Origin of the sequence: Dactylosporangium sp. McL0621, from assembly GCF_049995355.1 — a bacterium.
Taxonomy (GTDB): Bacteria; Actinomycetota; Actinomycetes; order Mycobacteriales; family Micromonosporaceae; genus Dactylosporangium.
Genome location: NZ_CP188259.1, coordinates 12,660,850 through 12,683,474, shown reverse-complemented (window position 1 = coordinate 12,683,474; position 22,625 = coordinate 12,660,850). Strand labels below are relative to the sequence as shown.

The following is a 22,625-nucleotide window of genomic DNA, read 5'->3' as shown; positions in this document are numbered from 1 at the left end:
CCGGGTCCTGCCCCGGATCCATTCGCCACATCCCAACTCGGCCGTACGTTCACGCTCGCCGCACCGACCATAGTGGCACCCCCCGACACTTCCGAGGGGCTGCCGATTATCGGGCGACCGGACGCACACACGGCGGCTACCCTCGGTGCCTGCTTTCCCCGTCGCGATAGGCTGACCGACCGATGCCCGAGACCACACGCGCCCTCAACGAGGCCCAGCGCCGCGCCGTGCACGAGCTGCTGCGCGTCTCCCCCGTCGCCGACGAGCTCGGCCGCCGTTTCGCCCAGGCGGGCCGCGAGCTGCACCTGGTGGGCGGCTCCGTCCGCGACGCGCTGCTCGGGCGCCTCGGCGACGACCTCGACTTCACCACCGACGCGCGGCCCGAGGAGACGCTGCGGCTGATCGACGGCTGGGCGGAGGCCGTGTGGACCACCGGCCAGGAGTTCGGCACGATCGGCCTGGCCCGGCGCGGGCTGCGCATCGAGATCACCACCTTCCGCGCGGACGCGTACGACCGTGTGAGCCGCAACCCGATCGTCCGCTACGGCGACAACCTCGCCGACGACCTGCGCCGGCGCGACTTCACCGTCAACGCGATGGCGGTCTCGGTGCCCGGGCACGAGTTCACCGACCCGTACGGCGGCCTCAACGACCTGGCCGAGGGCGTCCTGCGCACCCCGGGCCGGCCGGAGGAGTCCTTCGCCGACGACCCGCTGCGCATGCTGCGGGCCGCGCGGTTCGTGAGCAAGCTCGGCTTCGCGGTCGCGCCCGAGGTGCTGGCCGCGGTGATCGCGATGGCGCCCGACCTGGCGCGCATCACGGCCGAGCGGATCCGCGACGAGTTCGTGAAGCTGATGTGCGGCGAAGACCCCATCGCCGGCCTGCGGCTGCTGGTCGACACCGGCCTGGCCGAGCAGTTCCTGCCGGAGCTGGCCGGGCTCAAGCTGGAGATCGACGAGCACGCCCAGCACAAGGACGTCTACGAGCACACGCTGATCGTCGTGCGCAACGCGATCACCCACGAGCGCGAGGGCGCCGACTTCACGCTGCGCATGGCGGCGCTGATGCACGACATCGGCAAGCCGGCCACGAAGGCGGTCGGCCCCGACGGCGGGGTGAGCTTCCACCACCACGAGATCGTCGGGGCCCGGCTGACCAAGCAGCGGATGCGGGCGCTGAAGTTCCCGAAGGACGTGATCTCCGACGTCGCCGAGCTGGTGGCGCTGCACCTGCGCTTCTACGGGTACGGCCGCGGCGAGTGGACCGACTCGGCCGTGCGCCGCTACGTGACCGACGCGGGCCCGCTGCTGTCCCGGCTGCACGCGCTGACCCGCTCGGACGTGACCACCCGCAACAAGCGCAAGGCGGCGCAGCTCGCGGCCGACTACGACGCGCTGGAGGAGCGGATCACGCGCATCGCCGCCGAGGAGGACCTGGCCCGCGTCCGGCCCGACCTCGACGGCAACGCGATCATGGAGCTGCTCGGGGTGCCCCCGGGCCCCCTCGTGGGCCGCGCCTGGCGCCACCTCAAGGAGCTGCGCCTCGAGCGCGGGCCGCTCGAGCACGACGAGGCGATCGCCGAGCTGCACAAGTGGGCCGAGGCCGAGGGCATCACGCCACCCGGATCTCGGTGATCTGCACGGCGAGCTTGGGCGGGCCGTCCGGCTCGCCCGTCGTGGTCCCGGCGGCGGCGATCCGGTCGAGCAGGTCCATCCCGCTGGTCACGGTGCCGAAGACGGTGTAATCGGGCGGGATGTCGCTGTCCTTGTACGCCACGAAGAACTGCGACCCCATTGGTCCCCGGCCCCGCGTTGGCCATGGCGATCGTGCCCCGCGGGTACGGGGGCACGGTCGTGGGCAGGTTCTCCTCGCCGTACTGGTATCCCGGCGTCCCGGTCCCGGTACCGCTCGGATCGCCGCACTGCAGGACGTACAACCCCTCCGTGGTGAGCCGGTGGCACGGTGTGTCGCTGTAGAAGTCGTCCCGCGCGAGGTGCACGAAGGAGTTCACGGTGCAGGGGGCGCGGTCGGCGTACAGCTGGATCCCGATCGGTCCCAGGTTGATCTGCATCGTCGCGGCGACCCGCCCGGTCAGGGTGGACCGGGGCGCCGGCGTGGCGATCAGGCGCGTGTCGCCCTCGCCGCGGTCGGCCGACGTGTAGGCGCACGGCACTGCGGCCGCGGCCGGCTGGCTCCGTGGTGTTGACATTCCGTAATTCTACGACTACCTAAAGCAACGGCCCGTGAGCCGGTTGCCGGAGGTCGTCAGGTTGTCGGAACCCCGACCCCGTAAGCGTCGTGCATGTGGCGATTCGGCCGGTTCTGCGCGTAGACCCGGTGGGCTACCGTCGCTAGCACGCAAACCCCCGGAAAGTACTGAACCTGGAGGCAGACATGCAGCCGTGTCCAACCTGCGGCGGCATGGGCATTGATGCGAACGGCTACTGCACGCAGTGCCGCACCTATCGAGGCGTCCCGCAGGCGCCCCAGCAGCCGACGAGCGGCACGCCGTACACCGGCGCACCGTACGGCGGACAGCAGCCCTATGCCGGATACCCCACCAGCTCCGGACCGCAATATTCGGCTCCACCCTCATATTCCGACCCCGTCTCGGCCCCTCCCACCGCTTACGGTGCGACGTACGGCGGCGCCGGCTCGCCGTCGGTCGGCGGCCGCAACAAGTACCTGATGCCGATCCTCGCGCTGTCGGGCGTCCTCGTCGTCCTGGTCGTCGCGATCGTGGTGGTCGCGGCGCTCAAGAGCGGCGATGACAAGAAGACCGACCCGCAGGCGAACAACCCGACCGGTGCACCGAGCGCGACCGGCAAGGCCGCCGAGAAGGCCGTGATCGACGAGTGCCTGGTCGGCACGTGGACCACGCAGACGTACACCGAGCAGGTCGCGATGGACGGCGTCGGCAACGTGCCGATCAACCTGACCAAGAACGGCTCGGTCCTCAAGTTCACGCCGGACGGCAAGCTGACCGAGACGTACAAGGACAGCACCTTCACCGGCAACCCGACCATCTCGGGTCAGGCGGTCGCGATCACGCTGACGGTCAACGCCACGGTCACCTCGAACGTGTCGACGACGAGCGGCAGCATCGCGTACCAGAACGTGCAGGCGACGGGCACCATCAACACCAAGGCGCCGTCGATCAACTTCGACCAGACCGAGCCGTTCCAGACGGACGACAACCCGGCGAAGTACACCTGCAGCGGCAACAACCTGACGATGAGCACCTCGCAGATCAACAGCACCGCGACGAAGACGTCGTCGAGCTACTGATCCGCCCGTCGTAGCGCCCCGCCGGGGCCGGCGATGTCGTCGCCGACCCGGCGGGCCCAGCGCCCGCCCAGGGCCGCGTATCCCGCCGCCGCCAGCACGTAGCCGGCCGCGACCACGCACAGCACGGCCGCCGAGCGCCCGGTGTCGGGCAGCGTGAGCGCGCCCACGTACATCCCGGCGACAAGCGTCAGATTGAACGCGGTGTCGTTGATGCTGAAAACCCGGCCCCGGTACTCGTCCGCGCACTCGTGCTGCAGCGAGGTATCGGTCACGATCTTGATGCCCTGCGCGGCGAGGTTCGTGATGAACACGGCCCCGAGCAGCAGCACCGGGTCGAACGGCAGCCCGAAGCCCAGGATCCCCACCCCGGTGCCGGCCAGCACGATCGCCACCCAGCGCCAGCCGCCGATCCGGCGCGCGACCGGGGGCGTGACGAACGAGGCGAGCAGCATGCCGAGGCCGCCCGCGAGGAACGCGTTGGCGATGGTGCCGAACGAGCCGGTGACGTCGTCGCCGTGGTTGAAGCCGGTGCGGAACAGCAGCAGGCAGGCGAGCAGGACCACGCCGTACAGCAGCCGGAACGTCCCCTGCGCGAGCATCAGGTAGGCGGCCCCGCGCTTGGCGGCCAGGTGGCGGACCCCGGCGACCGTGCCGCGGCTGGTCTCCACGAGCGCGGCGAGGATCGAGCCGCCCCGCCGGTCGGTGGCGTCCGGCCCCAGCTCGTCCGGGCCGAACGAGGCACGCCCGATGAGCGCCGAGGCGAGATAGAAGGCCGCGGCGAGGGCGGCGACGAGCGCGTACCCGTGGAACGACGTGGCCAGCACGGTCTTGATGAGCGTCGCGCCCGCCCCGATGCCCAGCGAATAGCTCAGCGAGCCCAGCGTGCCGGCGACGGAGTTGGCGGTCACCAGCGTCGCGTCGGCCACCACGTGCGGGGTCGCCGCGGACAGCCCGGCCAGGAAGAACCGGTTGAGGCCGATGACCACGAGGGCGAGCAGGAACGGGATCGGCGACTTCTCACCGCCCCAGATGTACAGCGCGATCGGCAGCACCAGCAGCGCCCGTGCGATGTTGGCGACGCTGACGATCGAGCGGCGCCGCCAGCGGTCCAGGAACACGCCGACGTACGGGCCGACCAGCGAGTACGGCAGCAGCAGGATCGCGAACCCGGCCGCGATGGCCATGCCGCCCGCCCGCTGCTGCGGGTTGAACAGCACGCTGCCGGCCAGCGCACCCTGGAACAGCCCGTCGCCGATCTGCGCGATCACGCGCACCGAGACCAGCCGCCGGAAGCTTCGCTGGCGGAGCACGGCGCGGACGTAGTGCTTCTGCTGGCGGGGGGCGATGGTGCTGGCGGACACCGCCAAAGCCTACGGCGAACCGTGCCCGCACGACCCGGCACGAACAGAGAAGGGCCCTCACCATCCGGTGAGGGCCCACTCCGAAAGGTCACGGCTACGACTTGGGCGCCTCGACGGCGGGCCGGCCGTTGACCGGCTCGACGACGTCGTCCCCCGCGATGCTGCCGAGCTTGCTCAGCAGCTTCTGCAGGTCGATGCCGGTGAGGTCGGTGCCGAGCTGGAGGCCCTGGGCGACGTTGCTCGCCACCGAACGGGTAAGCGACGAGGCCCCGTCGGTGGAGATCACCGTCATCTTGTCGATGTTGCCCATCGGGTCGCTGGCCGCCTTGACGACGTCGGGCATGACGCGGACCAGCAGGTCGAGGATCGCCGCCTCGCCGTACGTGGCGAACGCGTCGGCCTTGAGCTTCATCGCCTCGGCCTCGGCCTGGCCGCGGGCCAGGATCGCCGACGCCTCGGCCGTACCCTCGCGCTCCAGCGCCTCGGCGATGGCGACACGGCGACGCTGCTCCGCCTCGCCTTCCTTGGCACCCTCGATGGCGTTGGCCTCGGCGAGCGCGGCGCGGCGGGACCGCTCGCCCTCACCGGTGAGGCGGGCCTGCTCGGCGGCGCCCTGCGCGGCCGCGATGACCGCCTGCCGCTGCGCCTCGGCCTTGAAGATCGCGGCGTTCTTGGCCGCCTCGGCCTCCTGCTCGACCTTGTACCGCTCCGCGTCCGCCGGCTTGCGCACCTCGGTGTCGAGCTGGCGCTGCTTGAGCTCGGCGTTGCGCTCGGCCACCTTCTGCTGCTCGGCCAGGATGACCTGCTCGCGCTCGGCCTGGGCCAGCGGGCCGGCCGCGGCCGACTTCGCCTTGGCCGCGTCGATCTCGGCCTGGATGCCGGCCTGCTTGAGCGAGAGGTTCCGGTTCGCCTCGGCGATCGCCTCCTCCGAGCGCAGGCGTTCGGACTCGGCGGCCTGCCGGGCCTGCGCCTCGGCGATCGCCGCGTCGCGCAGCACGCGGGCGGCCTCTGGCCGGCCCAGGTCGGCGAGGTAGGAGCCCTCGGCGAAGATGTCCTGCAGCTGGAAGGTGTCCAGCACCAGGCCCTGGTTGGTCAGCGAGTGCTCGGCCTCCTCGGCGACCGCGCTGGCGAACGCGGTGCGGTCCCGGATGATCTCCTCGATGGTGAGCCGGCCGACGATCGAGCGCAGCGCGCCGGCCAGGACCTCGCTGGTGAACAGGTCGATGCCCTGCTGCTGGTTGAGGAAGCGCTGGGCGGCGGCGCGGATGGCGTCCTCGGTGCCGCCGACCTTGACGATCGCCACGCCCTGGAGGTTGGCGCGGATGCCCTGCTTGCTCACCGCGCCGGTGATCTCGACGTGGATGCGGCGGCTGGACAGGTCGAGCACCTGGAGGCGCTGCACGATCGGCACCACGAAGACCGAGGCGCCCATGACGACCTTCTGGCCGGACAGGTCGGTCGAGCGGCTGCCGTCGACGCCCTGCACCGACTTGCCCTTGCGGCCGGTGATGATGAACGCCTCGTTGGGGCCGGCCACCTTGATGCGCGAAACGATGAAGAACACGATCAGCAAGATCAACAGCAGGCCGCCGCCGATGGCGACGAGCAGGACAGAGTCCATCCGCTCCTTCTTCCGGGGAATGTCTAGAGGGGGGTTTCTTCCACGATCACGCTGGTGGGGCTCGTCGCCTCCACCACGAAGACCCGGGCGCCGAGCGCGATGGGCCGGTCGGCGCGGGCGCTGACCTTGAGGGGCTGGCCGGCCAGGGAGATGCGGACCTCGCCGAAGCCGCTGCCGGTGATGGGCGTGACGACAACGCCGGTGGTGCCGATCATGTCGCGCTGGGTCGGGGTGGCGTCGGTGCGCATGTTGAGCGCGAGCCGGGCCAGGCGGGTGGCGAGCCAGGCGGTCGGCACCGCGGCGACGACGCCGCCGGCGACGGGCAGGAGCAGCCCGTCGGCGCCGGTGATCGCCCCGACGGCGGCGCCGGCGAAGCCGAAGGCGCCGATGAACCCGGCGACGGCGGGCACCGAGAACGGGCCGGCCGCGTCGGGATGGCCGAAGTGGAAGAGGTCGCCGATGAGCACGGACAGGGCGAGGATCACCACACCCACGCTGCCGATCACCAGGAACGTCGTCTCCACCCGTCCCCTCCCCTCCAGGACACCTGGAGGGTAGCCCCACCGCGCCAGCGGAAGCGTCCGGCGAAAGGAGCAGAATTGACGACGTGCGGTGGGTTGAGGTGCAGGCGCCGATCGATGCGCTGGGCGTGGCGGTGGACGAGTCGGGAATCTGCCGGGTGCGCTTCGGCGGGCTGCCGGAGAATGCGACGGCCGCGGAGCCCGACGAGGTGCTCGAGCGCGCGCGCGACGAACTCAAGCGCTATTTCGCCGGGGAGGAGGTCGCATTCGCGGTGCCCCTGTCGGTGCGCGGGGGCTCGGACTTCGAGCGCGCCGTCTGGCGGCAGCTCTACGCCATTCCGTACGGCGAGATGCGCACGTACGGCCAGATCGCGGCCGCGGTCGGCGATCCGGACGCGGCCCGCGCCGTCGGCACCGCCTGCAACCGGAATCCGATTCCGGTCATCATTCCCTGCCATCGCGTCGTGGGCGCCGACGGCAAGATGGTCGGCTTCGGCGGCGGCGTGTGGCGCAAGAAGATTCTGCTCGAGCTCGAGGCGCGGGTGCGCATCGAACGCGAATTCGGCCTGTAGACGACGAAAAGGCCGGCCCGTGCGGGCCGGCCCTCTCCGTGGCGGGTCAGCGCTCGACTTCGCCCTTGATGAACTTCTCGACCGACTCGTGCGCGTCGTGGTCGTTGTACTGCACCGGCGGCGACTTCATGAAGTAGCTCGACGCCGACAGGATCGGGCCGCCGATACCGCGGTCCTTGGCGATCTTCGCGGCCCGCAGCGCGTCGATGATGACGCCGGCCGAGTTCGGCGAGTCCCACACCTCGAGCTTGAGCTCGGCGTTGAGCGGGGTGTCGCCGAAGGACTTGCCCTCGAGGCGGATGTACGCCCACTTGCGGTCGTCCAGCCACGGCACGTGGTCGGACGGGCCGATGTGCACGTCGGACTTCACCATCTCGTGCGGGATCTGGGACGTCACCGACTGGGTCTTCGAGATCTTCTTCGAGACCAGGCGGGTGCGCTCCAGCATGTTCATGAAGTCCATGTTGCCGCCGAAGTTGAGCTGATAGGTGCGCAGCAGCTCGACCCCGCGGTCCTCGAACAGCTTGGCCAGCGCGCGGTGCACGATCGTGGCACCGACCTGGCTCTTGATGTCGTCGCCGACGATCGGCAGCCCGGCGTCCTCGAACTTCTTCGCCCAGGCCGGGTCGGAGGCGATGAAGACCGGCAGGGCGTTGACGAAGGCGCAGCCCGCGTCGATCGCGGCCTGGGCGTAGAACTTGTCCGCGTCGTCGGAGCCGACCGGCAGGTACGAGACGACCACGTCGACCCGCGCTTCGCGCAGGGCGGCGGCCACGTCGACCGGCTGCTCGTCGGACTCCTCGATGATCTCGCGGTAGTACTGCCCCATACCGTCGAGCGTCGGGCCGCGCTGCACGGTCACGCCGGTCGGCGGTACGTCGCAGAACTGGATGGTGTTGTTCTCGCTCGCACCGATGGCGGCGGCCAGGTCCTGGCCGACCTTCTTCGCGTCGACGTCGAACGCCGCCACGAACTCCACGTCGCCGACGTGGTAGTCGCCGAACTTGACGTGCATAAGACCCGGTACTCGGTCATTCGGGTCGGCGTTGCGGTAGTACTCCACGCCCTGGATCAGGGACGAAGCACAGTTGCCGACACCGACGATGGCAACGCGGACGGAGCCCATCGCGGATGCCTCCTTCTTGTTGTTCACGATGACCGCTCCGGATCTTCTGCCGAAGGCGGCTGAGGGGTGGTGCCATTGCGCTCGTTCGCAATGAGCTCTTCTAGCCAGCGGACCTCGCGCTCGCACGCGTCCAAGCCGTGCCGCTGGAGCTCGAGCGTGTATGCGTCGAGCCGCTCGGCGGCCCGGCCGAGCACGTCGCGCATGCCTTCACGGCGCTCCTCCACACGTCGGCGGCGGCCCTCGAGGATCCGCAGCCGGGTAGCAGGGTCGGTGCGCGCGAAGAACGCGAAGTGCACCCCGAAACCGGCCTCACTGTCATAGGTCTCGGGGCCGGCGGCGCTGAGCAGCTCCTGGAAGCGCTCCTTGCCCTCCGCGGTGATCGTGTAGACCACGCGGCCCCGCTTGCCGGTCAGCAGGGGTACGTCTTCAGGGTTGGCCGGGGCGTCGGCCGGAGGAGCACCCTCGGTGATCCAGCCGTCCGCCTGCAACCGGCGCAGCGTCGGGTACAGCGAGCCGTAGCTGATCGCGAACCGGAAGGCCCCCAGCTTGGTCGTCAGCTGCTTGCGCAGCTCGTACCCGTGCATCGGAGATTCGTGCAGAAGGCCCAGGATCGCCAATTCGAGCACTCCCGGCCTCCTTCCCGTAACCCGCCCGATGTATCGGGCCGATACATCGAACGGTAGATCGGGATTCGGACGGGCGCAACAAATCCGACCAAGTGCGCTGGGACACACCGCTGGTCGTCGATCGGACCGTTACCGATGGTGACGGGAGTCGCAGTGCGGCGCGGGACCGCGTACCCTCGGGCCCATGCGTACCCAGCGTCAGGTTGTCGACTTCTCTCTGAGAAGACGCGCCCTGCTGCGTGAGGTGCAATCCGGGCGCGTCGGCACCTACGAGGTGTGCGACGCGTCGCCTTACCTGAAGAGTGCAGCGAAATTTCACGGCGAGCCGACCGACGAGCTGTGCCCGGTCTGCCGTCATGAGAACCTCACCCTCGTGCACTACATCTACGGGGATGAGTTGCGGCAGTCCTCCGGGCAGGCGCGCCGGCTCGCCGAGCTGCCGATCCTCGCGATGACGCTGAGTGAGTTCCACGTGTACGTGGTGGAGGTATGCCGCGCCTGCGGCTGGAACCACCTCGTCGAGCAGTACCTCCTGGGCCGGGACGGCCTCGCGGCCGACGGCGGCGACTCTCCCTCGCGGATGCGCGAAGGGGCGGTCGAGTGAACCTGTTGCACGTGACGAAGCGTTGTCACGGGTGTGGGGTCGCGCCGCTCCGGTCGCACCAGCGAGTGGTGCACCTCACAGTCATGACGGCGACGGAGCATGCGTCGACGATGCAACCGGCAAGGTGGGACGAATGAACTACGGTGACCCGAGCAACCCCCAATCGGGCCGCGCGCAGGTTCCTGGAAGCCAGCCGGAACCACCCTCCCCCAACCCATCCGCCCCGCCGGCCGGCCGGGCGCAGGTCGGGCGCGCGAGCGTCGGTGGCAGCCCCACCGGCTCGGCCCGCGTCGGCGGCTCCGCCGGCGTCGGCTCGGCCCGGGTCTCGCCCCCGACGGGTTCGGCGAGCGTCGGCTCCGCGCGGGTCGGTGGCTCCGCGAGCGTCGGCTCGGCCCGGGTCTCGCCGCCCGAGGGCCCGACCGGACGTGCCTCGGTGACGGGCGCGGCGTCCGTGCCGGGTGCCGCGGGCCGTGCCACCGTCGGGCGCGCCGTCGTCGGCTCGGCCTCGGTCGGCGCCCCGTTCGGCGGCGACCTCATGGACGGACCCGGCGGTCCGGGCGGCCCGGGTGACCTTCCCCCGGGCAAGGGCGGCGCCGGCGGCAAGGACGGCCGCAGCACCACCGCCAAGGCCAAGAAGCGCCGCCGGCGCAACATCCTCATCGCCTCGATCGCCGCGTTCATCATGATCGCCGGCATCGGCATGGTCGCCGGCACGTACTACTTCGACCAGGTCGCGCTGCCCGACGACATCTCCCTGGACCAGTCCACGACGATCTACTACTCCGACGGCGTGACCCCGATGGGCCGCATCGGCGAGAACCGCACGGTGCTGGCGTTCAAGGACATCCCGGTCGACATGCAGCACGCGGTGGTCGCGGCCGAGGACAACAGCTTCTACACGAACGACGGCGTGGACTACAAGGGCGTCGTGCGGGCGGCGTGGAACAACGTCAGCGGCGGCGACCGGCAGGGTGCCTCGACGATCAGCCAGCAGTACGCGCGGCGCTGGGCCGACCTCGAGGGCGTCACCTACGCCCGTAAGGTCCGCGAGGCGGTCATCGCGCTGAAGCTCAACCAGCAGTACTCCAAGGACGAGATCATGACGATGTACCTCAACGTCGTCTACTTCGGCCGCGGCGCCTACGGCGTGGAGGCCGCCGCCCAGGCCTACTTCGGCAAGCCCGCCAAGGACCTGCAGACGAGCGAGGCCATGCTGCTGGCCGGCCTGATCAAGAACCCGGAGGGCAGCGGCAAGGGCTCGCCCTTCGACCCGAACATCGACAAGGCCCAGGCGCAGGACCGGTTCAACTACATCAAGGGCCAGATGGTCAAGCTCAACTTCGTCAAGGCGGAGGAAGCCGAGGCGAAGATGAAGTTCCCGGAGAACGTCATCACGCCGGCCGACTCCCGCAAGCGCTCGGTGGCGGCGCAGAACCTCGACAAGCCCGAGGGCCTGATCATCCACCACGTGCTCGGCGAGGTCTCGCAGCTCAAGGACCCGCGCACCGGGCAGCTGCTCTACGAGGACACCGACGCGGACGGCAAGAAGAACTTCGACAAGATCCGCAACGGCGGCATGAAGATCGTGACCACGATCGACAAGGACATCCAGCCGATCGCGGTGCGCGAGGCCAGCCGCAACAAAGACTCGAACATGAACAAGCAGCCCGAGAACCTGCAGGCCGCGCTCGTCGCGGTCGAGCCGGGGACCGGGGCGGTGAAGGCGTACTACGGCGGCGACAAGGGCAGCGGCAACGACTACGCCGGCTACTACAACGACCCGGTGCTCGGCACGGGCGAGGACAGCTGCTGCGGCGGCCACCCGCCGGGCTCGACGTTCAAGGTGTACACGCTCGCGACCGGGCTGATGGCCGGCTATCGCATCGACTCGATGTGGGACGGCAACTCCCCCGGCGACTTCCCCAACAGCGGCCGGTCGATCAAGAGCGGCAACCCGGTCAAGAACGCCGGTGAGAACCCGGTCTCGCACCCGAAGTGCGCGTCGGGCGCCAGCAGCTGGTGCACCCTCGAAGAGGTCACCGTGATGTCGCTCAACGTGCCGTTCTTCGCGCTCGCCGAGAAGGTCGGCCCGGACAAGGTCATCGACACGGCCCGCGCGGCCGGCATCACCGACATGTGGGCCACGGTCAACGGCAAGTCCACGAAGATCGACCTGACCCAGAAGACCGGCAAGGACGTCTTCCCGAACAACTTCAACACCGAGGTCGCGTTCGGGCAGTACCCGATCACGGTCCTCGAGCACGCCGGCGGCATCGCGACCATCGCCGCCCGCGGCTACGCGGCCAAGACGCACTTCCTCAAGGAGGTGTGGACCGACGGGAAGAAGACCTACAACGAGGTCATCAACCCGAAGCGGATCCCGGGCTTCACCGACGGCATGTCCGACGACATCAACACGGTGCTGCAGGGCGTGCCGAAGCACTACAACCTCAAGATGAAGGACGGCCGCCAGATCGCCGGCAAGACGGGCACCTGGCAGTACGGCCAGAACCAGAGCGGCAACGCGCACGCCTGGATGGTCGGGTACGCCGCCTACGACCCGGTGAAGAAGACCCCCGACCTCGCGGTCGCGGTCTGGGTCGGCAACAGTGGCAACGAGCAGCCGATCAAGGACTCGTCGGGCAAGTCGATCATCGGTGGTTCGCTGCCGGGCCCGATCTGGCGCGACTTCCTCAACGACGCGCTGACCCAGATCAAGGCGCCCAAGGTCAACTTCCGGCCGCCGGCGAACACGGGCCGCCTGGACGTCGGCACGGGCATCTCGCCGCAGCCGAGCGCACCGGTGGTCGATCCGAACAACCCGGGCGGCGGGCAGACGCAGGACCCGAACAACCCGGGCAACGGCCAGAGCCAGGGCGCCGGCGGGAACGGCGGCGGCGCCGTGCCGACCACCGAGACGACGCGAAGGCGCTGACATCTGCAGGGTCTGATGTGTGCGGCCACGGCACCGGCGGTATGTTCGCCGGGACCGTGGCCGCATTCTTTTGTGGGGGTATGCGTTGGACTCGGGCACGCGCAGGGTCGTTCGGTGGGTGCTGCTCGGGCTCTTCGCGGCGCTGGTCGTCTACGGCCACATCTGGTACCGCAACCGCCACGACTGGTTCGACCTCGGCATCTACCGCCAGGCCGTGAACTGGTGGCTCGACGGCCACCCGCTCTACGACTACGTCAAGCCCGACGACACCCAGGGGCAGCTCGGCTTCACCTATCCCCCGTTCGGCGCGCTCGTCCTGGTGCCGTTCGCGGTACTGCCCTGGACCGGGGCCGTGGTGCTCTACAGCATCATCACGATCGCGGCGACCCTGGTCACCACCTACTGGCTGGTCGCCCCCGAGGCCCGGCGCAAGGGCTGGGAGCTGCTGTTCGCGTTCGTCCTCGCGCTCGTCGTGATCAGCGCGCTCGAGCCGATCCGTGAGAATTACACGTTCGGCCAGATCAACATGGTGCTCGTCGTGCTGGTCCTGGCCGACCTGCTCGTGCTCGTGCCGCGCAACAGCCGCTGGGCCGGGGTGCTCATCGGGCTCGCCGCCGCGATCAAGCTGACGCCGGCCATCTTCATCGTGTACCTGCTGATCAGCCGCCGGTACCGAGCCGGGCTCACGGCGATCGCGAGCGCCGCGGCCGCAAGCCTGCTGGCGTTCGCCGTCATGCCCAGGGGCTCGATCGACTTCTGGACGGACGCGTTGTGGCAGGGCGAAGGGATCGGCAACGCGGCGTACACCTTCAACCAGTCCTTCTACGGGATGCTCGCCCGGCTCTCCGCGCCCCACGACGCCAACCGCCTGGTCTGGGCGGTCCTGGTGCTGGCGGCGCTCGGGTTCGGGCTGTGGCGGGCGCGCAAGGCGGCGCTGGCCGGCGACGAGGTGGTCGGTCTGACCATCACCGGGATCGTGGGCTGCCTGGTCAGCCCGATCACCTGGGTGCACCACATCTACTGGTTCGTGCCCGCGCTGATCGTGCTCGCCGCGGCCGTCCGGCGGGCCTGGCTCGCCGTGGTCATCGCGGTCACCGTCGGCCTCGGCCTGGTCTCCTGGTTCGAGCAGGGGCTGCCGCTGGACCCCTGGAGCCACGGCATCCAGGGATTCATCATCAAGAATTGGTACCTGCTGCTGATGGTCGCCCTCCTCTTTGCCCTGCCGATCCGGAAGGATGCCCGCGTCGAGCCAGGCCTTGCATCGACTTCCGAGCCGGCGACGGTACGGTGACACGATGCCGATGAGTACGGGCCAGCCAACCGCGCGCCCCGAGCATCCAGTCGACGAGCCCGCCAACTCCGACCGCTTCATCGGTGGCCTGTCCGAGTCGATCGGCGGCCCCATCGGCAACCACGCCGTGCGGTCTCGCAGCGGTGGCCGCTTTTGGACCCCCGCTCGCGTAGTCCTGCTGCTGATCTGCGCCATGCTGAGCTTCCACTGGATGCAGAAGTCCCCCTGCCGCGACGCCGCGTGGGTGGACATGAAGCAGTACAAGTACTTCTGCTACACCGACGTCCTCGCGCTGTACTACGCCGAGGGCCTCAACGAGGGCCAGGTCCCCTACGCCGACCACCAGGTCGAGTACCCGGTGCTGACCGGCGCCTTCATGGGCGTCCTCGGCCTGCCGGTGCACGACCTGCACGAGCGCGGCATCGTGCAGAACGACGGCCAGACGTTCTACGACGTCAACGCGGTCGTGCTCGGCGCCTTCGGCATCGCGGCGGTCGTCGCGACCCTGGCGGTGCGCCGCCGCCGACCCTGGGATGCGGCCCTGTTGGCCGCCGCCCCCGCGCTCTTCGTGTCCGCGACCGTCAACTGGGACCTCTTCACGGTCGGGCTGACCGCTGTCGCAATGGCCTACTGGGCCAAACGAAAACCGGTCCTCGCCGGGGTGTTCCTCGGCCTCGCGACCGCGGCGAAGCTCTATCCGGTGCTGATACTCGGCGCCCTACTGGTGCTGAGCATACGAACAGGCAAGTGGAGAGACTTCTTCATAGCCGTGGGCACCGGCGTGGCCACCTGGCTGGTGGTGAACCTGCCGGTGGCGATCTTCTTCTACGACGCCTGGTCCAAGTTCTGGCAGTTCAACCAGCTGCGCGGGATCGACTGGGGCACGCTGTGGTACATCGGCGCGCACTTCCCCAGGGGCAACGGGCAGTACGGCTTCCCGTTCTTCCAGAATCTCGACCTGGACCCCGAGCATGCGACGCTCAACATCCTCTACCTCGGCCTGTTCCTGATCTGCTGCGCGGGCATCCTCATCCTCGGGCTCACGTCGGCCAAGGAGCCGCGCCTGGCCCAGCTGGCTTTCCTGATCGTGGCCGCGTTCCTGATCACGGGGAAGGTGTGGTCGCAGCAGTACGTGCTGTGGCTGGTCCCGCTCGCCGTGCTCGCCCGGCCTCGATGGGGTGCGTTCCTGGCCTGGCAGGCGGCGGAGGTCATCTACTTCGTCTCCTTCTACGGGGAGCTCATGGGGGCGTCCGGGCGCCAGGTGTTCCCTGAGGGCGTCTTCGTGCTGGCGTCGATCCTGCGCCTGGTGACGCTCGCGATCCTGTGCGGCTACGTCATCCACGACATCCGGAAGCCGGAGGATGACGTGGTGCGCCAGACGTACGAGGGCGAGGACCCCGACGGCGGCAGCTACAACGAGGATCCGCTGGAGGAACACGTCCTGCTGGAGCCGCCACCGCCACCATCGCCGGCGCTGGCGAGGGGTTAGCGGCCCGACTGTCCGTTTCACGTGAATCCATGATCGGCCCGGCTCGATGCCTTACCGGCTCGAGCCGGGCCGTTTCTTTTCGATAAGTCGGGCGCTTCGCGCGACTTATCGGCCATTTCACGATATTGCGTGATCGAGCGTCTTGATCGACTCGGGCTCGCGGCCTCGTTCAACCGGGTGCAGGCGGGCCACCACCAGCAGGGCCAGCAGGACGACCGCGCCGGCGACCGCGAAGACGACCTCGATGCCGGTCACGAAGCCGTCGAGGGCGCCCGGTTGCGCGGCGATGGCGGCCGTCGACATCTGCGTGCCGGTCCGGCTTTCGTACACCCGGCTGAGCACGGAGCCGAGGGCCGCGGCGCCGACCGCGGTACCCAGGGACTGGAAGAACCGGATGCCCGTCGTGGCCACGCCGAGCTGGTGGGTGGGTGCGGCGTCCTGGACGACCGTGATCAGGCGCCCGATGAGCTGGCCGAAGCCGACGCCGAGCAGCACGAGCGCGCCGCGGATCGCCCACAGCGACGTGCCGAGGTGCACGAACAGCACGATCGCGCCCAGGGCGGCGGCCGCGGAGCCCGTGCCGAGGAACAGGGCGGTGCGGACGGTGAGCCGCAGCCGGGCCGCCGCCATGCCGGAGGCGGTCAGGCCCAGGGCCATGAACGCGAGGTACAGGCCGGAGTCGGAGGCGCTGACACCGCGGGCGACCTGGAGGTACAGCATCAGGTGCACCATCGCCCCGATCATCGCCGCGCCGATGAGCAGTTGGATCGCGTAGCTGCCGCGGATGGTGCGGTCGCGCAGCAGTGACGGCGGGAGCACGGGGTGGGCCGCGACCGACTCCCGCCATCCGAAGAGCGCCAGGCTCACGAGGGTGGCCGCGATGAGCGCGAGGATGGTCGGGGACGTCCAGGGGTACCGCTGACCGCCCCACTCGCAGATCAGCAGCAGGCCGGCCGCGAACGCGCCCGCCAGCGCGGCGCCGGGCAGGTCGAGGTCGGTGCGGCGGGTGACGCGGGGGATGCGGATCGCGAACAGGCCGCCGGCGATCACGACCAGGCCGAGCGGGACGTTGATGTAGAAGATGCCGCGCCAGTTGCCGTGGTCGGCGAAGAGGCCGCCGATGAACGGTCCGATCGCCATGCCCACCCCGGCGAACAGGCCGCCGATGCCGGCGCTCTTGCCGCGGTCGGTGCCGGGCTCGGCCAGGTTGGCGAGCACCACCATGGTGACGCTCATCAGGCCGCCGGCGCCGATGCCCTGGACCGCGCGGAACGCGATGAGCTGGCCCATGCTCTGGGCCGCGCCGCAGAGGACCGAGCCGAGCAGGAAGACGCCGATCGCCGAGAGCCAGACGGGCTTGGCGCCGAAGGCGTCGGTGAGGCGGCCGTACAGCGGGAGGACGACGGTGGACGCCAGCGCGAAGGCCGCGACCAGCCAGGCGACGTGCTCGACGCCGTGCACCGGGTCGAGGTCGCGCACGATCGGCACGATCGCCGACGAAACGATGTTCTGGTCGAGGATCGCCAGCACGATCGTGAACATGCAGAGCAGGACGCCGACTAGCCGTTGGTACTTCGTCATGCTCAATAGACTAAGCACAACTTTAGACTCGGTACAAGTTTAATCCTGGTACAGTGTTGGCATGGCTCTGAACCCCCGGCACGCCGACGGGCGGCGTGAGTTGCTGCGTGAGGTGCTCGCGGACCCGGCGCGGGCGGCCGCGATCGCGCCGCTGCGGGAGACGCTGCGGGAGCGCAAGAAGGCGCAGACGCGGTTGGCGCTGTGGAACGCGGCGATCGAGCTGTTCGTCGAGCACGGGTTCGACAACGTTTCGGTGGCCCAGATCGCGGCGGCGGCCGACGTCTCGAAAATGACCTTCTTCAACTACTACCCGAGCAAGGAAGACCTGGTCGTGGGGCCGATGTCGGAGCACATCGGCGAGCCGGCCCTGATCGTGCGCACGCGGGCGCCGGGCTCCTCGCCGGTGGACGCGCTGCACCGGCACTTCCTGGAGGGCCTGGCGCGGCGCGACCCGAACACCGGCCTGTGCGACAAGCCCAACGTCCTGGCCGTACTGCAGCTGATCTTCTCGACGCCGAGCCTGACCCAGCGCGCACTGGCGATGCTCGCCGAGTCGGCGAACGAACTGGCCGCCGAGCTGGGCCCGGACTTCCGCCACCGGGCCGCGGCGTCGATGATCGCGGGCGTGCGCAACGCCCTGGTCATGGAGAACACGAACCGCCTGCTGGCGGGGGAGAGCGCCGATGCCGTGTACCCGTCCGCGGTCGCCAACGCGGATGAGGCCTTCGCCCTGCTGCGCTCCGGCCTCTGAGGATCCCGGCCCTGACCCTTCCACTTCTCAGAGGCGCCGCCATCGGGCTTCCGGATCCGCGGCGGTCTCTCATCCGGCCCGGGCGACCACCCGATCCCACTGGCACTGGTCACGTCCACCGGCGAGGGATCAGCCACGCAGCGCCGGCCGGGGATCAGCCGCGATGCCGTGGCCGCATGCGGCCACGGCGGTCCCGGCCCGCGCCGGGCGGTGGTGCGGTCCCGGCCCGCGCCGGGACCTCGGTCAGCCGTCGATCTTGTACAGGATGACGTCGCCCTGCTCGGTGCGCGTTATGCCCAGGCCGTCGATGGGGGCGTCGATGGCCTTCGCGTACTCGGTGCCCTGGGCCCGGTCGCGCAGGACCACGACCGTGCGGATCTTCAGTTCGCGGAGCTGGTCGACCGTGGCCTGGTCCGGGAACTGCTGCATGTTGAGGCGCAGGATCTGCTGGTCGTCGGGCGTGAAGCCGGAGCCACCGTTGACCATCTTCGGCAGGCCGTCGGTGCTCCAGAGCATGGTGTTCATGTCCTGCAACTCGCCGGTCGGCAGCACCATCAGGGGCGCCTCGAGCGTGCTCATCGCGACCGGCGACGGCGGCACCTCGGGGTTGGGCTGCCACTTGTGTACGCCCTCAGCCAGCACGAGCACGAGCGGTATCAGCGTGATCAGGCGCCAGGCGCCCGCTCGATCGCCGACGTCGGACTGGGTCTGGTCGGCGAAGAGCTCGACCGCGCGGTCCGCGAACGCGCTCACCGCCCCCGCGGCGAGCAGCGCGAGGAACAGCGTCACCCAGACCATCAGCCGGCCCGACGTGCGGATGCCCTCGAAGCCGGGCAGCACGCGGTAGAGCGCCATGTAGCCGAAGTCGCCGTGCCCCGGGCCGTTGCTGCCCATCGCCAGCATGGCCGTGATCACCACGCCGACGCCGAGCAGGATGCGGTGCTGGAGCTTCCACACCGACACGAACAGGCCGGCGAACGCGAGCCCGTAGAGGAAGAAGCCCGGCAGCAGCGCCATCTCCGGCGCCCAGCCCAGCGTCGAGCGCGCGTTGGCGTAGGCGTCGCCCCACAGCCACGACTCCGGCGGCGAGATGAAGAAGCCCTTCAGCGGCGGCGAGAACAGACTGATGATCTCCGCGCTGCGCTTGGCCTCCTTGTGCTGCTTCAGTACCTGCAGATAGGGGTAGGCCATCATTGCGCTCACGCCGGCGAAGAGGAGCCCGCCGCCGAGGTTGGCCAGCAGCAGCTTCCAGCCGAACGGCCGGCGCTCCTTCCAGCGGAACGCCTGCCGGTAGCCCCACGTGATCGCGGCCGCCAGCACGACGAACAGCAGCGCATAGGCGAACGGGATGCCGATGCCGAAGCCGAGGCTGATCTGCCACGCGGCGACGGCCCAGCCGCCGACGACCCAGCCCCAGCGGCGCTTCTCCGGCTCGTACCCGTTGCGCAGCGAGAACCCGTGCCCGCGCGCCAGCATCGCCAGCGACAGCGCGATCCCGCCGATCGACAGCACGTGCAGGTGGCCGGCCTGGCCGAGCCGCCACGGCGCATAGGCGAACGCCGCGCCGGCGACCGCGGCCCCCGTCCGACCGGCCCCGAGTTGGCGGACGAGCGCGTAGGCCCCGAAGAACGCGAAGGCAAAGATGAAGATGAAGACGAAGTTGTACCGCACGATGGCGGCCTCGGGCCCCGTGCCGATCATGCCCGCCGGGGCGTAGCCGAGCAGGGTGTCGGAGAACGCGTAGCTGTACTGGTCCGGGTAGAACGCGTTGGCGTGCCACAGTTGCAGCGGGTCGGTCGTGAGGATGTGCCCGGCCCACGCCATCTGCCAGGCCTGCAGCGTCGGGTCCCAGATGTCCTGGGGGATCGTCGTGGCCGGGTGCCTGATCGCGGGCCAGGTCATGGCGATGGCGAGCAGGACCGACCCGATAGCGGCGAGCGTCCACTCGTGCGCGAAGAACCGCATGAGGGCCGAGCCGCTCGTCCGGGAGATCCGGCCCACGCGCCCGGGGACGAACTCGGGCTCGGGCGCGAACGCGGTGAACGGGTCGGAGGGCTCGTCGCTCTTCGCCTTCTCGCCGTCCTCGTCCGCCGCGGTGTCGGACTTCTCGACGGGTTCGGCACCCGCGCTCGCGTCCGCGGCGTCGGGCTCCTCCACCGGCGGGGTCCCGGTGGAGGACTCGTCGTCGCCGGCCGAATTCGCCTTATCGGACGAAACGGATATATCCGATTCATCCGTGTCGGCGGTATCCGAAGTCGACGCGGTCTCGGCGCCGGCGTCCGAAACTTTCCCGTCGGCGCCCTCGGACGCGCCCGAGTCGGTGGTGCCGGGTGGGTGGCGGCCGTCCGGCTCGCTCGGATCTTGCTCCTCGGACACTGTCGGCTCCGACGAAACGTTGCTCACGCCAGCCGCTCCCGCAGGTAGTTGATGTCGGCGCCCTGGCCCTCGGCGCCACCCGGAGTTTCGACGAGAGCGGGGGCGCCGGCCGCGCGGATGACCGCGACGATCAGCTCCGGATCGATCTCGCCGGAGGTCATGTTGTCGTGCCGGTCTCGGCCGGAGTCGAAGCCGTCGCGCGAGTTGTTGGCGTGGATCAGGTCGATGCGGCCGGTGATCGCCTTGACCCGGTCGACGATGTCGAGCAGGTCCTCGCCGCCCGCGTGGGCGTGGCACGTGTCGAGGCAGAAGCCGACCTCGTAGTCGCCGATCGCGTCCCACAGCCGGGCGAGGTTGTCGAACCGGCGCGCGCAGGCGTTGTCGCCGCCGGCCGTGTTCTCGATCAGCACCGGCGTGGCGAATCCGCCCTGCTCCGCGGCGTAGGCGAAGGTCTTGCGCCAGTTGTCGAAGCCCGCGTCGAGCCCGTCGGCCTTTTCCACGTGACCACCGTGGACGATGAGGCCCTTGGCGCCCACCTGGGCCGCGCCCGCCGCGTGGCTGAACAGCAGCTTGCGGCTCGGAATCCGGATCCGGTTGTTGGACGAGGCCACATTGATCCGGTACGGCGCGTGGACATAGACGTCGATCTCGGCGGCGCGGATCGCCTCGGCGTCGGCGCGGTCCTTGGGATCCGTCCAGGCCTGCGGGTCGGTCAGAAAGAACTGGATGAGGTCGGCACCGCGGGCGGCGGCCTCGGCCAGCGGCTCAGCGGGGTCGACGTGAGCACCGATTCGCATGCCGCAGAGCCTACGACGTGGGTGTGACACTTCGCGCGACCCGGTTCGGCCGAGGGGGGCGAAGCGTCCGGTATGCCGGTCTTCCGTCACCGTGGCGCCGATCGCGTCGTTACGCACGTAGCCGCCTCGTGATCGTGCCGGCGCTGGCATGGCTCGATGGAACGGCCCCCCATTCGATCCCCCAACCCTGGATGGCTACTGGATGGCTACCTTGTCTGGACACCGATCGGCAGTCCGCCTGGCGGCTACCGCGGCGATCGCCACCGCGGCCCTGACCGTGGGCGCCAGCCCGGTGAGTGCCGCTCCCTCCGCGCCGACCGTCGAGTTCTCCGGCGGCAGTGTGCTGAGCCTGCTCGTCTGCAAGTCGGAACCGAACACCGGCGACCTTTCGGTGCCGGCCGACTCGCGGATCAACTTCGTCAACCGTCTCGGCCAGAACGCGGCCCTGAAGGTGGACGGGAAGAGCGTGGCGACGGTACAGCCGAATCAGCAGGTCCCTGTGCTCTTCAAGAAGGGGCCCGTGGAAGTCGCGATGACCTTCGACTGCGGAGTCGGCGTCGTGCAGCAGTTCAAGCCGGTCTCGGTCGGCGTGACCGCGCCGCCGCCCGCGCCCGTCGCGACCGCACAGGCCGCGCAGGGCCAGGCCAAGGCGGCGCCGGGCGCGACGAAGACCGCGGCGGCGAACGGGCCCGCGGGCGCGGCCGCCGGCGCGGCGAACGGCGTGATCAGCAACCGCTCGGGCGGCGCCGCGCGCTCGACCAGGACGCCCCAGGCGCAGGACGGCTCGGCGGCCGCGGCGGACGAGATGGGTACCGAACCCATCGACCCGTCGTTGCTGGACCCCAGCGCGGCGCCGGCCCCGGCGATGGGCGTGGACCCGAGCGCACCCGTGGACGACCGCGTCACCGTCGAGGAGCCCGTGGCCGCGAGCGGCCCGGCGAGCAACGGGCCGGTCGGCCTGCTCGCATTGGTCGCGACGGTGTGCGTCGTGGGTGTGGGAATCGCCGCAATTCGGGCTATTATTGCGGAGCGGGCATCACGCGCTAGCTTCGCATAAGGTACTATTTCCATAGCTCCGCGGGGCGCCGTCATCCAACGCACCGGTGTGGTCGTTCCTCCCCAGGTCCCACCCAACGAAGCGGATGACGCGCCCCGCGGTCTTTTTCTGTCTGGACCCCCCAGCGTGTACTCTGGTTCGGTCCGTCGGCCTCAGGCCGATTGACGACGCACGACCTCCTGCCGCGGATGGACCGCGGCCGCTTAGCCCGTAGGAGGTGAGAAAGTCTTGCGTCATTACGAGATCATGGTGATCCTCGACGGAAGTCTCGAGGAGCGCACCGTCGCACCGTCGCTCGATCAGTATCTGAATGTGATCAGGACGTCGGGTGGCTCGGTGGAGAAGCTCGACGTGTGGGGCCGTCGGCGCCTCTCGTACGAGATCCACAAGAAGACCGAGGGTATCTACGCCGTCATCGACCTCCAGGCCTCGCCGGAGTCCGTTGCCGAGCTGGACCGTCAGCTGCGACTCAACGAGTCCGTGCTGCGCACCAAGGTCATCCGGCCCGAAGTCCGCTAAGCGGATTCGGGCGAGATCGATCTGCTTCGCCCGGCCCCAGACCACGAGGCGTGACGGGAAACTGTCGTACCCCTGTGACATGGTGGCCATACACCAGCGCGCGAGGAGTT

Annotated in this window: 19 protein-coding genes and 1 pseudogene; 10 read left to right on the top strand and 10 right to left on the bottom strand. The window is 69.8% G+C overall.

What is annotated here, in order from left to right:
- Positions 1–182 precede the first annotated feature (182 nt).
- A complete protein-coding gene (locus tag ACPPVO_RS60240; RefSeq protein ID WP_426508981.1) occupies positions 183–1,634 on the top strand; it encodes a CCA tRNA nucleotidyltransferase in 1,452 nt (483 codons plus the stop codon).
- Here the strand turns inward: ACPPVO_RS60240 and ACPPVO_RS60235 are convergent.
- Complete coding sequence (locus ACPPVO_RS60235; protein ID WP_426508979.1) at positions 1,612–1,794, bottom strand: peptidylprolyl isomerase; 183 nt, start codon at positions 1,792–1,794, stop codon at positions 1,612–1,614. The two genes, ACPPVO_RS60240 and ACPPVO_RS60235, sit on opposite strands and share 23 nt — an antisense overlap.
- Before the next feature lie 61 nt (positions 1,795–1,855).
- A pseudogene (locus ACPPVO_RS60230) lies at positions 1,856–2,071 on the bottom strand (peptidylprolyl isomerase); the annotation flags it as partial.
- A 350-nt stretch (positions 2,072–2,421) separates the two neighbouring features.
- On the opposite strand from ACPPVO_RS60230, the gene ACPPVO_RS60225 reads away from it, so the two are divergent.
- A complete protein-coding gene (locus ACPPVO_RS60225) occupies positions 2,422–3,288 on the top strand; it encodes a hypothetical protein (protein WP_426508977.1) in 867 nt (288 codons plus the stop codon).
- Here ACPPVO_RS60225 and ACPPVO_RS60220 read toward each other — a convergent pair.
- The 3 genes from ACPPVO_RS60220 to ACPPVO_RS60210 form a co-directional block, all read right to left on the bottom strand.
- Complete coding sequence (locus ACPPVO_RS60220; RefSeq protein ID WP_426508975.1) at positions 3,282–4,649, bottom strand: MFS transporter; 1,368 nt, start codon at positions 4,647–4,649, stop codon at positions 3,282–3,284. The genes ACPPVO_RS60225 and ACPPVO_RS60220 overlap by 7 nt on opposite strands.
- 94 nt (positions 4,650–4,743) lie before the next feature.
- The gene (locus tag ACPPVO_RS60215) at positions 4,744–6,270 is read right to left on the bottom strand and encodes a flotillin family protein (RefSeq protein WP_426508973.1); all 1,527 of its coding nucleotides are present in this window, start codon (positions 6,268–6,270) and stop codon (positions 4,744–4,746) included.
- A gap of 23 nt (positions 6,271–6,293) precedes the next feature.
- Entirely contained in the window at positions 6,294–6,794 is a 501-nt protein-coding gene (locus ACPPVO_RS60210) for an NfeD family protein (protein ID WP_426508972.1), read from the bottom strand.
- Between the two features lie 83 nt (positions 6,795–6,877).
- On the opposite strand from ACPPVO_RS60210, the gene ACPPVO_RS60205 reads away from it, so the two are divergent.
- The gene (locus tag ACPPVO_RS60205; protein WP_426508970.1) at positions 6,878–7,363 is read left to right on the top strand and encodes a methylated-DNA--[protein]-cysteine S-methyltransferase; all 486 of its coding nucleotides are present in this window, start codon (positions 6,878–6,880) and stop codon (positions 7,361–7,363) included.
- A gap of 46 nt (positions 7,364–7,409) precedes the next feature.
- Here ACPPVO_RS60205 and ACPPVO_RS60200 read toward each other — a convergent pair whose 3' ends face one another.
- Both ACPPVO_RS60200 and ACPPVO_RS60195 read right to left on the bottom strand, forming a co-directional pair.
- A complete protein-coding gene (locus tag ACPPVO_RS60200; protein WP_426514922.1) occupies positions 7,410–8,489 on the bottom strand; it encodes an inositol-3-phosphate synthase in 1,080 nt (359 codons plus the stop codon).
- Between the two features lie 23 nt (positions 8,490–8,512).
- On the bottom strand, positions 8,513–9,115 hold the full coding sequence (locus tag ACPPVO_RS60195) for a PadR family transcriptional regulator (protein WP_426508968.1): 603 nt from the start codon (positions 9,113–9,115) through the stop codon (positions 8,513–8,515).
- A gap of 184 nt (positions 9,116–9,299) precedes the next feature.
- On the opposite strand from ACPPVO_RS60195, the gene ACPPVO_RS60190 reads away from it, so the two are divergent.
- From ACPPVO_RS60190 to ACPPVO_RS60175, 4 genes are all read left to right on the top strand, one after another.
- Entirely contained in the window at positions 9,300–9,719 is a 420-nt protein-coding gene (locus ACPPVO_RS60190) for a DUF5318 domain-containing protein (RefSeq protein WP_426508966.1), read from the top strand.
- 133 nt (positions 9,720–9,852) lie between these two features.
- Entirely contained in the window at positions 9,853–12,654 is a 2,802-nt protein-coding gene (locus ACPPVO_RS60185) for a transglycosylase domain-containing protein (RefSeq protein ID WP_426508964.1), read from the top strand.
- 118 nt (positions 12,655–12,772) lie between these two features.
- Positions 12,773–13,945 carry a glycosyltransferase 87 family protein gene (locus tag ACPPVO_RS60180; RefSeq protein WP_426508962.1) on the top strand — a complete coding sequence of 391 codons (1,173 nt, stop codon included), beginning with the start codon at positions 12,773–12,775 and terminating at the stop codon, positions 13,943–13,945.
- A gap of 4 nt (positions 13,946–13,949) precedes the next feature.
- On the top strand, positions 13,950–15,434 hold the full coding sequence (locus ACPPVO_RS60175; protein WP_426508960.1) for a glycosyltransferase family 87 protein: 1,485 nt from the start codon (positions 13,950–13,952) through the stop codon (positions 15,432–15,434).
- Positions 15,435–15,551: 117 nt separating this feature from the next.
- On the opposite strand, the gene ACPPVO_RS60170 is transcribed toward ACPPVO_RS60175, so the two are convergent.
- The gene (locus ACPPVO_RS60170) at positions 15,552–17,015 is read right to left on the bottom strand and encodes an MFS transporter (protein WP_426508958.1); all 1,464 of its coding nucleotides are present in this window, start codon (positions 17,013–17,015) and stop codon (positions 15,552–15,554) included.
- 61 nt (positions 17,016–17,076) lie between these two features.
- Here ACPPVO_RS60170 and ACPPVO_RS60165 point away from each other — a divergent pair, with 61 nt between their 5' ends.
- Positions 17,077–17,766 (top strand): TetR family transcriptional regulator, encoded by a 690-nt coding sequence (locus ACPPVO_RS60165; RefSeq protein ID WP_426508957.1) that lies wholly within the window; start codon positions 17,077–17,079, stop codon positions 17,764–17,766.
- Between the two features lie 243 nt (positions 17,767–18,009).
- Here ACPPVO_RS60165 and ACPPVO_RS60160 read toward each other — a convergent pair whose 3' ends face one another.
- Both ACPPVO_RS60160 and ACPPVO_RS60155 read right to left on the bottom strand, forming a co-directional pair.
- Complete coding sequence (locus ACPPVO_RS60160; RefSeq protein WP_426508955.1) at positions 18,010–20,142, bottom strand: hypothetical protein; 2,133 nt, start codon at positions 20,140–20,142, stop codon at positions 18,010–18,012.
- A 23-nt stretch (positions 20,143–20,165) separates the two neighbouring features.
- The gene (locus ACPPVO_RS60155) at positions 20,166–20,939 is read right to left on the bottom strand and encodes a deoxyribonuclease IV (RefSeq protein ID WP_426508953.1); all 774 of its coding nucleotides are present in this window, start codon (positions 20,937–20,939) and stop codon (positions 20,166–20,168) included.
- 202 nt (positions 20,940–21,141) lie between these two features.
- Here ACPPVO_RS60155 and ACPPVO_RS60150 point away from each other — a divergent pair, with 202 nt between their 5' ends.
- Together ACPPVO_RS60150 and rpsF are read left to right on the top strand one after the other, a co-directional pair.
- Entirely contained in the window at positions 21,142–21,996 is an 855-nt protein-coding gene (locus ACPPVO_RS60150) for a hypothetical protein (protein ID WP_426508951.1), read from the top strand.
- Between the two features lie 228 nt (positions 21,997–22,224).
- On the top strand, positions 22,225–22,515 hold the full coding sequence (gene rpsF / locus ACPPVO_RS60145) for a 30S ribosomal protein S6 (RefSeq protein WP_426508949.1): 291 nt from the start codon (positions 22,225–22,227) through the stop codon (positions 22,513–22,515).
- Positions 22,516–22,625 lie beyond the last annotated feature (110 nt).

Excerpts from the sequence above, each read along its gene's own strand:
- ACPPVO_RS60175 (WP_426508960.1), top strand. The coding sequence starts at position 13,950 with ATGCCGATGAGTACGGGCCAGCCAACCGCGCGCCCCGAGCATCCAGTC.
- ACPPVO_RS60170 (WP_426508958.1), bottom strand. The coding sequence starts at position 17,015 with ATGACGAAGTACCAACGGCTAGTCGGCGTCCTGCTCTGCATGTTCACG.
- ACPPVO_RS60240 (WP_426508981.1), top strand. The coding sequence starts at position 183 with ATGCCCGAGACCACACGCGCCCTCAACGAGGCCCAGCGCCGCGCCGTG.
- ACPPVO_RS60235 (WP_426508979.1), bottom strand. The coding sequence starts at position 1,794 with ATGGGGTCGCAGTTCTTCGTGGCGTACAAGGACAGCGACATCCCGCCC.
- ACPPVO_RS60190 (WP_426508966.1), top strand. The coding sequence starts at position 9,300 with ATGCGTACCCAGCGTCAGGTTGTCGACTTCTCTCTGAGAAGACGCGCC.
- ACPPVO_RS60200 (WP_426514922.1), bottom strand. The coding sequence starts at position 8,489 with ATGGGCTCCGTCCGCGTTGCCATCGTCGGTGTCGGCAACTGTGCTTCG.
- ACPPVO_RS60165 (WP_426508957.1), top strand. The coding sequence starts at position 17,077 with ATGGCTCTGAACCCCCGGCACGCCGACGGGCGGCGTGAGTTGCTGCGT.
- ACPPVO_RS60215 (WP_426508973.1), bottom strand. The coding sequence starts at position 6,270 with ATGGACTCTGTCCTGCTCGTCGCCATCGGCGGCGGCCTGCTGTTGATC.
- ACPPVO_RS60150 (WP_426508951.1), top strand. The coding sequence starts at position 21,142 with ATGGCTACCTTGTCTGGACACCGATCGGCAGTCCGCCTGGCGGCTACC.
- ACPPVO_RS60225 (WP_426508977.1), top strand. The coding sequence starts at position 2,422 with ATGGGCATTGATGCGAACGGCTACTGCACGCAGTGCCGCACCTATCGA.
- ACPPVO_RS60185 (WP_426508964.1), top strand. The coding sequence starts at position 9,853 with ATGAACTACGGTGACCCGAGCAACCCCCAATCGGGCCGCGCGCAGGTT.
- ACPPVO_RS60155 (WP_426508953.1), bottom strand. The coding sequence starts at position 20,939 with ATGCGAATCGGTGCTCACGTCGACCCCGCTGAGCCGCTGGCCGAGGCC.